Here is a 13,613-nt window from a genome sequence, read left to right as displayed (position 1 = left end):
CTACCACTAACATTCATTCATTTCTTAGAACTAAAAAGACCGTCGAATTCCTCCGACGGCTTAATAATTATTAACGTTATTTGATCAATTAAGCATAAGGAGTTGCAACCCAATGACCTTTTGATACTTCTACAAGCTTTGATTCTACCGAACTTTCATTAGATCCATTAGCAGAATGAATCGGACCCGCAAGATCATCAGGCATGATAATCCGCTTCTTGTTCGCTTCAATCTCTGGATCTGCAATCGGAATTGCTGATAGAAGAGTTTTGGTATACGGATGAATTGGATTACTATACAACTCTTCACTTTCGGCCAATTCAACGATTTTACCTAAATACATAACCGCAACCCGGTCACTAATATGTTTAACCATAGATAAGTCATGAGCAATGAATAAATATGTCAATCCCAATCGATCTTGTAGATCTTTCAGCAGATTTACAACCTGTGCTTGGATAGATACATCCAGTGCAGAAATAGGTTCATCACATATAATAAACTTTGGATTTACAGCAAGCGCACGGGCTATTCCAATACGTTGACGTTGTCCACCTGAGAATTCATGCGGATAACGAGTAGCATGATCAGGATTGAGACCAACCATATCTAGCAGTTCTTCGATCTTCATCTTACGTTCTTTACGACTATCTGTTAATTTATGAATATCAAATGCTTCACCAATAATATCAGACACCGTAAAACGTGGATTCAGTGAAGCGTAAGGATCTTGGAATATCATCTGCATATCGCGACGCATAGCTTTCATTTTGTTAGGTGGAAGTTTATAGATGTCTGTTCCATTGAAACTAACACTACCTGCCGTTGGTTCGTATAATCGAAGTATCGTACGACCTGCTGTGGATTTACCACAACCAGACTCCCCAACAACCCCCAACGTTTCACCTTCGCGAATAGAAAAGTTAATATCATCAACGGCCTTAAGTACACTTCCTTTGCCCACATTGAAATATTTCTTCAATCCGTTGACTTGTATAAGTGGTTGACTCATGATGATTCTCCCTTCTGAGCCATCGGATGCAAGTTCCAACAACGTGCTGTATGTGTGTCACTAAACACTGTCGTCTCTGGATTGTTCGTTACACAGACTTTCATTGCCTCATCACAACGAGCGCAGAATGCACATCCTAGTGGTGGCTTAATGAGATCTGGTGGTGTTCCTATAATAGGAATAAGTGGCTCTCCTTTTTGCTGATCAAGTCTCGGCATGGAACGCAAAAGTCCTCTTGTATAAGGATGCTGAGGATTTTTGAATATTTCCATCACTGTACCCGTCTCTACCACTTCACCTGCATACATCACGATAACTCGATCACACATCCCCGCTACTACCCCAAGATCATGTGTTATCAGAATAATCGATGTTCCTAAGCGTTGTTGCATTTCCTTCATAACATCCAAGATCTGAGCCTGAATCGTAACATCCAAAGCTGTAGTCGGCTCATCAGCGATCAGAAGTGCAGGTCGGCATGCTAAAGCAATCGCGATCATAACGCGCTGGCGCATACCACCTGAGAATTCGTGCGGATATTGATTGAAACGTGCTTCTGCATTCTTTATACCGACAAGTATCAGCATTTCAATGGCTTGTTTTTTCGCTTCACTTGCTGACATCTTCTGATGCTTCATCATAACTTCCGTAATCTGTTTACCTATTCTAATTGTAGGATTTAGGGAAGACATCGGATCTTGAAATATCATCCCAATATCTTTACCGCGAATAGCTTCCATTTGTTTATTGGATTTATTTAAAAGGTTGTCCCCTTGAAATATAATTTCACCTTGTTTAATCCGTGAAGGTGGCGAAGGAATTAAACGCATGATCGTCTGAGCGGTAACACTTTTACCACTTCCTGATTCTCCGACGATAGCCACCGTCTCACCTTTTCCAATTTCAAAGTTCATTCCGCGTACAGCCTGAACTTCTCCCCCATTGACATGAAATGATACGTGCAAGTCTTTCACTTGTAGGATCGGCTCCATGGTTCCACCTCCTATTTCTTTAATTTAGGATCCAGTGCGTCTCGAAGACCGTCACCGAAAATATTGAAACAAAGCATAATTAAACTAATTAGAATGGCTGGAAATAACATCCGCCATGGATAATACTGCCAACCTGTCAGTGCATCATTAATCATCGATCCCAAAGATGCGACAGGAGCTTGAACACCCAGACCCAAGAAACTTAAAAATGCTTCTGCGAATATAGCCGTTGGAACTGATAACGTTAAGGTCACGATAATAGGTCCCACTGCATTTGGAAGAAGATGACGGAATATGAGTCGACCTGAACCCGCCCCCATGGAACGAGCAGCTAACACAAATTCACGATTCTTCAATTGAATCATTTCACCACGTACAATCCACGCCATATTAATCCAACCCGTAATCGTTAATGCAATAATAATTGTACCCAGACTTGGCTCGAGTACAACGAGTAAGAGAATAGTAACCAATAAATATGGAATAGAGTATAAAATTTCAGAGAACTTATTCATAATCTCGTCAACACGTCCGCCGAAGAAACCCATCGTTCCTCCATAAATAACCCCGATAATAAGGTCAATTAGAGCGGCAGCTAAACCAACGGCAAGTGAAATTCTCGCCCCCATCCATGTACGAACAAACATATCACGGCCCAATTCATCCGTACCGAACCAGTGAAGAGAGGAAGGAGGCTGATTGGTATTCATGAGATAATTTGTTTTGTAGTCAAATTGAGAAATCCATGGTCCAATAATAGAAGCTAAAATAATAAAGATCAATATAATAAGAGAAGTCATGGCGAGTTTATTCTGACAAAGTCGTCGCCAAGCATCTCTCCATGCTGACAAGCTCTCTCTCTGAATAATCTCAGACTGCTTCTCATCGGCGCCAATCTTGCGGAAATCTTCAGCTGTTAGTTCAACATGATCTGAAGATGTTGTAGTCTGATTATTAGCCAACCGTTAGCCCTCCTTTCCACCATTTAATTTAATACGCGGATCAATCAACACGTAAGCAATGTCTGTAATAAACCTTGCTAGCATGAGAATGACTCCATAAAATATAGTGACGCCCATAATTAATGTGTAATCACGATTTGTAATCGATTCAACGAATACCTTCCCAATACCACCAATACCAAAAATTTGTTCAATAACGACGGAACCTGTAATAATGTTAGCCGTCATAGGTCCTACGTAAGTCACAACAGGCAATATCCCGTTACGAATAACATGCTTAAACATAATGGAGAACCAGTTCAGACCTTTAGCCTTCGCCGTCTTAATATAATCAGCATGTAAAACTTCAAGCATACTGGATCGTGTTAGACGTGCTATAAAAGCGATAGGTTGTGCTGATAACGCCATCACAGGAAGGACGTAGTCAATGGGCTTATCAAACCCGAGAACATTAAACCAGCCCGCTTTTTCCGCTAAATAATACTGCAATAAAGAAGCGAGTACGAAACTCGGCACAGCCATACCTAGCACAGCTAGTATCATGGCAACATTGTCAATCAATTTCCGATGATAAAGAGCCGCAAGCATACCTAATAGGACCCCAATCACTATCGCCACCACAATCGCTACAGCGCCAAGCTTTAGTGATGTTTGGAATGTATCCATTATAATTTTGGACACATCCTGATTCAATTTCTTCATAGATATTCCAAAGTCACCCGTTGCGATATCACCCAAATACTTAACGTATTGTTGATATAAAGGCTTGTCCAATCCATAATGCTCCATAAGACGGGCTTTCATTTCAACTGAGACTTTCTTTTCAGCTTGAAATGGATCACCCGGAATGGCTTTCATAAGAAAGAACGTTGCAGATATCAATATGAATAAAGATAGAAGCATATACAAAAATTTGTTAGCAACATAACGAACCATTCCCATTTACACCTCCGTTAACAATGTTCATTCTGACATATATATTTATCTTAATAGAAAACAAGAATTAATTCTAATCACTTTATTTGTATTAGATTGAAATCCTTGGAATAATCATGACCACAAACAAAAAACGGGATATATATGGTATTCCACATATATATCCCGAAGTAACTATCTAACTTCACATGTTACATTATTCGAAGTAAGCACGTGAAAAGTCAATTCCACCGCTAAAATCAATGGATACACCTTTAACATTTTCCTTCGTTAGCGATACATTGGTGTAATAGTAAATCGGCATTAGAACTTGTTCATCTTCAATCAGGATTTTTTCAGCTTTAGCCATGCTTTCCATACGGACAGCATTATCTTGTGATACTCGTGCATCTTTAACCAATTGGTCATATTCTGCATTACTAAATCCTGAATCATTATTACCGCTAGTCGTAGTCCAGAGATCAATGAAACTCATCGGATCATTATAATCAGAACTCCAGCCTGCACGTGCAACTTGGTAGTTCAAGTTTTGGCGAGTTTCTAAGAACACACCCCACTCAAGGTTCTCTGTCTTAACAGTAACACCCAAGTTATTACTCCACATATCAGCAACAGCCAAAGCAATTTTCTTGTGGCTTTCACTGGAGTTATAAATCAATGTGACTTCTGGAAGTGTCGTGTAGCCTTCTTCACTCATACCTTCAGCAAGTAATTTCTTAGCTGCTTCGATGTCTTCAGTGAAGAAATCATCTTTATACTCGTTACGGAATTCGTCTACTCCACCTTTAATACCTGGTGGTACGAAACCAAATGCAGGCAATTGTCCACCAAGGGTTACTTTCTCAACGATATTTTGACGGCTGATCGCCATAGCAAATGCCTTACGAATCTTGGCATTGTCAAAAGGTTTCTCAGTTACGTTAAATTCATAGTAATACGTACTTGCAGTCCCTTTAATATCCAATTCATTTGGCAGATCCTTCTTCAATGTTGGAATAGCATCGGAAGGAATTTCACCGTTAGGTGCACCGGCAAATTGAAGTTGTCCACTCTTATAACTTGATAATTCAGCAGCGCCGCTTTCTACAAGTGATGCTTCAATTTTACTTAATTTGATACTAGTGTTATCCCAATACGTATCATTTTTAGTGAATTCAAGTTTTTGACCTGTAGTCCAGTTTGTTAAATTAAACGCACCATTCGTGATCATTGATTTATAATCTGTTGCCCATGCTGCATTATCTTTCACAGAACTATGAACAGGCAAATACGTATAGAAGGAAGTTAGACCCAAGAAATACGGTGTTGGGTTTTCTAATGTTACTTCTAATGTATATTCATCTGTAGCTTTGATTCCCACTTGAGAGAAATCAGTAATCTCTTTAGCATTGAATGCTGTAGCATTCTTAATGTAATCTAATTGATAAGCATAAGGTGGAGCCGGTACTGTCGCAGGGTCTAGAACACGTTGCCATGCGAACACGAAATCGTTAGCAGTTACAGGATCACCATTACTCCATACTGCATCTTTACGTAGATTGAATTTATATTGTAACCCATCCGGAGAAATCTCCCATGACTCTGCAGCCGCGGGAACCTCTTTACCCGCTTCATCCATACGCACTAAACCTTCATACATCAACTTAAGAGCTGTATTCGCTTGGCTATCTTGCGCTTGTCCTGGATCAAATGTGGGTGGTTCCGCACTCATATTAATCTTTAACACCTGATCTTTTGCTTCCACTGGTGTTTCATTGGGTGCATTACTACCTTTATTGGTTGCTCCCTCACGCTCATTGTTCGATCCGCAAGCAGCAAGAACAGTAGTTACGATCATGATGAGTACCAACATACTTAGTAAACGTTTTTGTTTCATCTGTTTGTATCCCCCTAGCAATTTAGTATATGGTAATTGATTATACAACCAGTGGTCAAAAAAATCTACATAACATTACATAAAAATCTTTCTTTTTCTGAAAAACGACATTATAATTACTATTTTCGACATGAATTGAACTTGCAATTACTTTATGACATTGAATTATAAATATATTTAAACAGCACAATCACAGTGAATAAGACATAGCTACACATCATAATAATGAATGCCATTCTCCATACCGCTCTAACCATCCGCTGAACATCTACTTTGCCCTTTATACGATTCTGAGCTCCACCAATCATCCCTACTGCAAGTAAAAGAAACAATAAAATGAGATAAAATCCAACTTGTGTATTGAATGCGTTATTGAATAAAGCAGACACCGAAATGATCAGAAATACTGTTGTGACATCCATAGCTACTAATAGTGCATCATGCTTATTATTCTTCCACTTAAGGTGACTGAAATATACTATTAGGAATGGAAAAAACGGAAGAATGCTCAAAACAATAAAAGATGTAGTTAGAATTTCCATGCTTCAGCTCTCCCTCGCTTTCATACCCTCAATTAATTGAACCATTACTTTGTGATAATTAGCCTCTATCCCTTGTGCCTCGGCCATCGATACGATACTCCCATTAATCCATCGCACTTCAGTTGGCAGACCACCTCTTACGTCTTTAAGCATGGAAGAGTTATTCGCTGCAGTCATTTCACATACCTTTATAATTTGATCCCATAGATCTGAGTCCCAAACGATACCACATGCATCATAAACAACAGTTCCTTCTATAAAGAGCTTTCTCATCATAACCATTCTTTCTTCCGTAACTAACAATTCTCCATTTCTAATTCCCCATATAGCCGTCAAAGGGTTAATAACAGCGTTTATTAATAATTTACGATAAATATACTTAACGATGTCTTTCGACAAATCACATGAAAATCCTGCTTTTTCTAGCGCAATGATCATCTCGTTCTCATCTTTCTTTGAATTGATTTCCTGATCCGAATCCTTATGTACATATCGACCAATCATCGTTAATCCTCGACCTGCATGGAACACCTTATTATGTGACACTTTATACGCTGCCTCGGTTGTAATTGCTGAATAAAGTTGCCATTGCGGAAGCAGCATATTTAATAGTTCTATATGTCCTATCCCATTCTGAAAACATATCATTCCTTTTATTTCTTTCAAAGACTCTCCATCCATCCTCGCCAGTTGTCTAAAAGCTATTTCCTCCACATCTTTTTGCTTGGTCATCAAAAAGATCCATTCACCGGGAACTTTATTCCATTCGTCTATAAAACCATCCAGTATTCCTGTTTCCACCGCAAAAGGACCTGCACCCTTTGTTTGAGAAGCTTCACCACTATCCATGAACAGACCTTCAGTTCTGAGTATAAGCGCTTGTTCTTCACTTCTACACCATACACGAACCTCATTCCCAACAGAAGCTAATTTCCCTGCATAGAGTAGCCCTAGTGAGCCTCCGCCAATAATATCAATTCTCATTTTGCTATCTCCATTCCATTTCTTTTACCCTCGTGTTCTTATTATATCTATATCAACAGAATATTCCATAAAAAAGCCCGTAGTAAGTTTATAATCAACTCACTACGGACTCTTAAATTAATAGGTAACTAGTTATTCAAGACGCTCTAGATTTCCATTGGCATCCATTTTAAATCTTGACCTACTCTCTTCCTCTTCCTCATTCAGAAATGCTAGTCGTCGTGCACGATCCATAATCTGAATCAAAGCCTTGTAATCATCATTGACGACTCGGTAATCCGTCTGAACATCATTCACCTGTTTGGACAGTCTCTCATTGACATGCCGCAGTTGATCTAGCTCGTCATCCTTCTCACGAAGCTCTTTTTCAAGCATCTTCAATTGCCTGCTATTCTCCTGCACTGTCCCTTTCCACTGTCTCAAAAAGCGAATAACCGCTTCCATAGACAATGTCTCTTCATTGATGCCTTCAGCTTTGTAATAATTACTATCGTCTTCCACTTTCATTAAGCTAGCCACCTGAAAATTCATTGCTGAAGGTTGCTTCTTGTAGTAGCTACGTTTTTGCCGCTGTGCCTTAGCGATACTAATCGCTTCTTCATACTTTTTACGAACACAGCTATTCCATCGAAATCCACATGCTGCTGATGTCCTACCAATTTTTTCGCCAACCTCTTCAAATGCAGATAACTGTGTACCACCATCACGAATATGTCGCAAAGTGACTTCCGCCAAAATTAGATCATCCTCTACACTCCATGCATCCTGTCTTACGGCTGTCATGCAATCAAACCCTCCTAACAACGTCCTAAAATAACCATCTTCTTAACCGATTGTTTCGTTTCGGTATGAATGAGGTATTAAAGCTGCTTAATTCATATCTATGCCTCTCGTAGAGTTCATAGAATCTATTTGATACTATTTTGTATTTCCAATTTCATGTATACTCATACACCATCATTCAGAAAGTCTTGAAACATTACATATTATTTCTATAACAAACATCACAATTACTAAGTGTTTTTGCATTTCATCATTTACAGTTAATTCCGTAACCGCTATAATAGATATAGTTAACTTTGACCGTACATAAAGAAAGGGGATATACATGTGGGACGCATGTTTCGAACTCTAGGTTTCTTCACACTCGCAATCGGGCTTATGGCTTTTGCTGGCGGCTTGGTAGAGATGGCGCTGTTGTTCTTTTTACAGACTGCCTTCTTCGTTATTTTAGGTTATTTGAAGTTTACAGAGAGAACCTATATTCTTCTTTTTTGGGTGTACATGATTGTAACTTTCACAGGCTTTAGTTATTGGACTGTATTTGTTATGGATATGCCTGTCTAACTTTTAACTAGTAATCGTTTCACAACAAAACGGCTTTTTCGTCCACTATAAGGACAGAAAGGCCGTTTTTATAGTTTGAAATTAAAGATATAATAACTAAAATGAACCATATTTACATATAGATAATGAGTGACACTGGAAAGGAGGCCAACCTTTTGCAAGAGAGAAAAGTTCACATTATTATTTGGGGTATCCTAGTATCCTTACTCATTTACTCCATTAACTATTCTAATGAAATTATAAATGCAGAACCATTCATTCCAATTGACGAGGAAACGCGGCAGTTACTTGAGAAAAGCTTATCCATTTTGGAGATTGACCATGAAATTGAACGTATCAATAAAAGACAGAATGATATGGAGCAAGAGCAAGAACGGTTACAGTTAGAACTCCTTCAAAAACGCAGTCAAATACAAGACAAACAAGACCGTGCCGGTGACATTATCCGCTCTTACTATATGGGTGAACGTGACTTTCTATATTCCGCTCTACTCTCAATCCACAACATAAGTGAATTCTTTATGGTCTACAACTATTATGATCTCATTATAAACCACGATAAAGAGGTTCTAAGCATATATAGATCACAATATAACGACTTGGAATTAACACAACAAAGAATAGCTCTTAATTCCGATGAATTAAACGACATGAAACTCAAACTCATCTCGCAACGTGATCGTATACTTGTCTTTCAGAAATCAATAGATGGAAGTCTAGAAACAAGTAATAATCCAGAAGCTATGCAAGAAATGATGAATGAATTTAATTTATATTGGGAGAACGTGGGATTATATGAAGTGAAACGGCATTTCAAAGCTCTCGCTTCGGCTATGAACGATTTACCGGAATTTATCCAGAATACAAAAGGTGTCATAAGTGCCAAAGGCTCAACTTACACGATAGACATTACAGAAGATCAATTAAATACTTTTCTACGTTCCAAAAATGAGCTGTTTAATGTATTCGCCTTTCATTTCGGCGACAATTCCATCACCGCTTCTGGTCAAAGCGGCAATCTTTCACTAACGATTGAAGGAAAGTACAGCATTGTGAATGAGCCTAAGAATGGGATTAAATTTCAAGTGGATAAGTTATTATTCAACAATCTGCAACTTCCAGATACGACCTGCCGTGCTCTAGAAGCAGAATTCGATCTCGGGTTTTATCCGCAAAATCTCGTATCATTTCTCAAAGCAACAGAAGTAAAGACTTTGGAGAATCATTTACTTGTCACATTGAAGTTATCTATGTAGCATCCTGTGCAACTTGAGCAGACATAGCTTCTTTGAATTGGTTTACAGTCATTTGTCCAGTAAGCAATAGATTTACATATGTAGATAATTCATTCCATGAAAGGCTCATGGTTTGATTAGTTTTTATTGTACTATCGCTTGGCTCCTGTAATAGTTGTTGCGCAAACGGAATATCCCCTCCATTTACTGACTGATCCTCATAGATCGCAGTCATAGACGGCAAACGGCCCGTTGTGTCCAGCCATTCTTGTTGGATGGAAGTTGAGGTCATATAAGTAATCCATTCTGCAGATTCCTCCGTTAATAACGTCTGGGAAGATACTGCAATCGAACTTCCGCGTAGAAACAATGGTGAATTGTTATAGAATTCCCCTGGCAGCTCCATCTTCAACCCATATTTCAATGATGATTTAGCTTCTGAGTAGGTTGAGAGTTGTAGAGGTATATCTCCATCTCTAAGTAACTGCCAAGCCTCCTGTTGGTTATTACTTATAATGTACAAGTACGGAATCGCCTGTTCTAACCACAATAACGATTCATCATCAAGATTTAGAATGTCAGCTCCCATCCCCCCCATTAACGTAGCCAACGCATAGGGCTTTCCAGCGTCAATTCCAAGTAGCGCTTTATCTAGCCTTTCTTCTTGCTTACTTAATAAATTAGCCCATTCTATCTTCGTGCTGGGGACTTCCATGATTCCCATCTCATCTAGAGCCTTTGGTTGCCATACCATGACATAGGGATCCATATCAAAAGGCGTAGCCCACTGATAACCATTCCACTCTACCGTAGGAAGTAGCATTCTTAGGGCATGACTTCCCGTCGCTCTCTTGAGATAAGATTCAACAGGCAGTAAATATCCTCTCATTGCAAAACCCTTCACCCATTCATTTTCCATCAGTAACACATCAGGCCCTTCGCCCATCGCTAAAGACACCGAAATTTCATCGTATGCCATCTCTTGTGTAAAATTAAAAATCTCAGACTGAATTCCTGTTTCTTGAATAAATCGTTGATTCATCCGCATAAGACTATTAAAATGTTCATCACTTAATTGTACAAATATTTGAATAGGTCCATGATCACTATCTGGATTTGGTGAATCCACAGATAATAGCTTCGATGTGTCATTGCTCGTTTTTCGCGAGTCATTTTGTGTGAAATCAAGACTTGGAGACAAACTCGTTAAGGACAGTAGCAGAATCGCGAATAATAACAAATGATTTTTCCGCTTCATATACCTCCTATCTCCTCTCTAAAACATATGAACCCATCTTAGCAAATAAACACGCCACTTGTCCCACCATTATTTGGCATAACCTAACTTTAAAACATGACGAACTGTGAAGTCATGCACAACTCGACCTCACAGTTCGTCATACCCTATTCACTTATATATTATTGCTCGGGAAATATAAACATTTAGTGCATGTTCAAAAATTCTGCTTTTCAACACCAAAGTGTATGCTTACGATGCTGCGTTTCTTCGAAACGCCTCAGAAGATTGGATGAAGCTAGGTCCTGAGGAGCGGAGCGTAGGTAGTACCTACGTGAGCACCTGAAATGTTTCCGAAGGAAACATACTTCGAAAGCATATGCTAGGACCGGGTGAATTCAATATTCGATGTCGAATACGCTCCTTGTTATACTTCGTGATCAAAAGATGACTTTTTGAAGTTCCTCTAAAGTAAATCTGCTGCAAGTTGGGCTAACTTAGATCGCTCCCCCTTCTCTAATGTAATATGACCACTGATTGGCTGTTCCTTGAATCGTTCCACAATATAGCTTAGCCCGTTACTTGACGCATCTAAATAAGGATGGTCAATTTGTTCAGGGTCGCCCATTAATACGACTTTACTTCCCTCACCTGCGCGGGATACGATAGTCTTCACTTCATGCCTAGATAGATTCTGCGCTTCATCAATAATAATAAATTGACCCGGTATGGATCGACCTCTAATATAAGTAAGTGCCTCAACTTGAATGCTACCTAATCCCATCAATATTTTATCAATATCGCCTGAACGTTTAGTTTCAAATAGAAATTCTAAATTATCATAGATCGGTTGCATCCAGGGTCTCAGTTTCTCCTCCTTTTCCCCAGGAAGATAACCGATATCTTTCCCCATCGGTACAACGGGTCGAGCGATGAGTAGCTTTTTGTATTTATGTTCATCTTCTACTTTAGAAAGACCTGCTGCTAAAGCGATCAGTGTCTTCCCCGTACCCGCCTTCCCCGTAATCGTTACTAATGGAATATCATCATTCAATAGTAACTCCAACGCCATACGTTGTTGTGCATTACGGGCTGAGAGGCCCCATACTGGATCATTACTTAAATAAAGAGGTTCAAGTCTAGTACATTCACTGTTCACTTTGAGGAGCGCAGATTTCCCACTACCCATTTCGTCTTTCAAAATAACAAATTCATGACTATACAAGGGATATGATAATTGAAGAGCTTGAATAAGCAAGAAACGATGACTATAAAATTCATCAATGATTGCTGGATGAACTTTGATCGTTGAATATCCAGAATATAGCTCACTCAGACTTGCAGTACGGTCGGTAAGATAATCTTGTGTAATAAGTCCTAGAACATCCGCTTTAACCCGAACTAACACATCTTTACTAACAATAACTACTGGAGTAGGTTCTGCCTTCTCTTCTTCTTCTAATTGATAATTAAGTGCTACTGCTAATATTCGATTATCATTGTTTATTTCTCCAAATAATTCTTGCATTCTAAGGAAACTTCGGTGATTAAGCTCCACTTTTAGACTACCACCATGGTGTAACTTCACACCGCTATGCAAATGCCCGTATTCTCTAAGTCCATCCAGCAACCTCGATACGGTACGCGCATTCCTCCCTATTTCATCTGGGTTCCTCTTTTTTGAATCAATTTCTTCTAGTACAATAGCTGGTATAACGACATTATGTTCCTCAAAGCTAAATATGGAGTTAGGATCATGCAATAGTACATTCGTATCCAACACATAAATTTTCTTCATGTAAATCCCTCCACAGCACTTTATAATAGATACATAAATTTCTTTGTCTCGGACATGATATCATTATGCTCCAAAAATTCAGTAATGACTTTTTCCGTGAAAGGACGGATGACATATGCGATTATGTCTAAGCTTTTTTCTAGTTTTAACCCTGTTGACTGGCTGTGGTACTACTTCAAAGAATGCATCACCCTCTCCTCAGAGTCACACAATGAATAAGTTATCTGTTAACTCTACATCCAATGAAAAAGCAGGTGAAGCACAGGATCTATCTGACAAAGATCACTTAGAAGCTTTAGCTGAAAGAGTACCAGGCGTTATGAATGCACACTGTGTCATCATGGGCGACACTGCCGTAGTCGGAATCGATGTTGAGGGTAGCTTAACCCGATCACGGGTAGGAACCATTAAATATTCCGTAGCTGAAGCACTTCGGGCTGATCCACGTGGGATGAAGTCATTCGTAACAGCCGATATGGATTTATCCAATCGTATTGCTGAAATAGGCAAACATATTCGAGAAGGACGTCCTGTTTCTGGTTTTGCATCGGAACTTGCAGATATTGTAGGACGTATTATTCCGCAACTTCCAGAAGACGTCAAAACGAAACAAAATCCAGCATCTTCTACAACACCACTTTCTAATATTCAACCTAAGAAATGATGTCCAAGCTGAAGATATTAAAAAAAGC

13 protein-coding genes are annotated in these 13,613 nt (G+C 39.1%); 3 read left to right on the top strand and 10 right to left on the bottom strand.

Annotated features, from left to right (window positions below; all coding sequences use genetic code 11):
• Nucleotides 1-88: 88 nt before the first annotated feature.
• The 8 genes from AC1TO8_RS06020 to AC1TO8_RS05985 all read right to left on the bottom strand — a co-directional run bounded on the left by AC1TO8_RS06020 (nt 89) and on the right by AC1TO8_RS05985 (nt 8,087).
• Nucleotides 89-1,012, bottom strand: coding sequence for an ABC transporter ATP-binding protein (locus AC1TO8_RS06020; protein ID WP_482054704.1), 924 nt, complete (start codon nt 1,010-1,012; stop codon nt 89-91).
• The gene (locus tag AC1TO8_RS06015) at nt 1,009-2,004 is read right to left on the bottom strand and encodes an ABC transporter ATP-binding protein (RefSeq protein WP_482054703.1); all 996 of its coding nucleotides are present in this window, start codon (nt 2,002-2,004) and stop codon (nt 1,009-1,011) included. The genes AC1TO8_RS06020 and AC1TO8_RS06015 overlap by 4 nt, the downstream gene beginning before the upstream one ends.
• A gap of 11 nt (nt 2,005-2,015) precedes the next feature.
• Nucleotides 2,016-2,966 carry an ABC transporter permease gene (locus AC1TO8_RS06010; protein WP_482054702.1) on the bottom strand — a complete coding sequence of 317 codons (951 nt, stop codon included), beginning with the start codon at nt 2,964-2,966 and terminating at the stop codon, nt 2,016-2,018.
• A 3-nt stretch (nt 2,967-2,969) separates the two neighbouring features.
• Nucleotides 2,970-3,902, bottom strand: coding sequence for an ABC transporter permease (locus AC1TO8_RS06005; protein WP_482055227.1), 933 nt, complete (start codon nt 3,900-3,902; stop codon nt 2,970-2,972).
• Between the two features lie 196 nt (nt 3,903-4,098).
• Nucleotides 4,099-5,778, bottom strand: a complete 1,680-nt coding sequence (locus AC1TO8_RS06000; protein WP_482054701.1) for a peptide ABC transporter substrate-binding protein — start codon at nt 5,776-5,778, stop codon at nt 4,099-4,101.
• A gap of 152 nt (nt 5,779-5,930) precedes the next feature.
• Entirely contained in the window at nt 5,931-6,320 is a 390-nt protein-coding gene (locus AC1TO8_RS05995) for a DUF3397 domain-containing protein (RefSeq protein WP_482054700.1), read from the bottom strand.
• 3 nt (nt 6,321-6,323) lie between these two features.
• Nucleotides 6,324-7,304, bottom strand: a complete 981-nt coding sequence (locus AC1TO8_RS05990) for a ketopantoate reductase family protein (protein WP_482054699.1) — start codon at nt 7,302-7,304, stop codon at nt 6,324-6,326.
• Between the two features lie 132 nt (nt 7,305-7,436).
• Nucleotides 7,437-8,087 carry an RsfA family transcriptional regulator gene (locus tag AC1TO8_RS05985; protein WP_482054698.1) on the bottom strand — a complete coding sequence of 217 codons (651 nt, stop codon included), beginning with the start codon at nt 8,085-8,087 and terminating at the stop codon, nt 7,437-7,439.
• 327 nt (nt 8,088-8,414) lie between these two features.
• Here AC1TO8_RS05985 and AC1TO8_RS05980 point away from each other — a divergent pair, with 327 nt between their 5' ends.
• A complete protein-coding gene (locus AC1TO8_RS05980) occupies nt 8,415-8,651 on the top strand; it encodes a DUF2626 family protein (protein ID WP_482054697.1) in 237 nt (78 codons plus the stop codon).
• A gap of 155 nt (nt 8,652-8,806) precedes the next feature.
• A complete protein-coding gene (locus AC1TO8_RS05975) occupies nt 8,807-9,907 on the top strand; it encodes a coiled-coil domain-containing protein (protein WP_482054696.1) in 1,101 nt (366 codons plus the stop codon).
• Here AC1TO8_RS05975 and AC1TO8_RS05970 read toward each other — a convergent pair.
• Together AC1TO8_RS05970 and AC1TO8_RS05965 are read right to left on the bottom strand one after the other, a co-directional pair.
• Complete coding sequence (locus AC1TO8_RS05970; RefSeq protein WP_482054695.1) at nt 9,900-11,144, bottom strand: extracellular solute-binding protein; 1,245 nt, start codon at nt 11,142-11,144, stop codon at nt 9,900-9,902. The genes AC1TO8_RS05975 and AC1TO8_RS05970 overlap by 8 nt on opposite strands.
• Before the next feature lie 445 nt (nt 11,145-11,589).
• The gene (locus tag AC1TO8_RS05965) at nt 11,590-12,921 is read right to left on the bottom strand and encodes a PhoH family protein (protein ID WP_482054694.1); all 1,332 of its coding nucleotides are present in this window, start codon (nt 12,919-12,921) and stop codon (nt 11,590-11,592) included.
• Between the two features lie 115 nt (nt 12,922-13,036).
• Between AC1TO8_RS05965 and AC1TO8_RS05960 the strand changes: the two genes are divergently transcribed.
• On the top strand, nt 13,037-13,585 hold the full coding sequence (locus AC1TO8_RS05960) for a YhcN/YlaJ family sporulation lipoprotein (protein WP_482054693.1): 549 nt from the start codon (nt 13,037-13,039) through the stop codon (nt 13,583-13,585).
• Nucleotides 13,586-13,613 lie beyond the last annotated feature (28 nt).

The organism is Paenibacillus sp. Y859, assembly GCF_056786405.1.
This window is presented reverse-complemented; position numbering and strand designations above follow the sequence as displayed.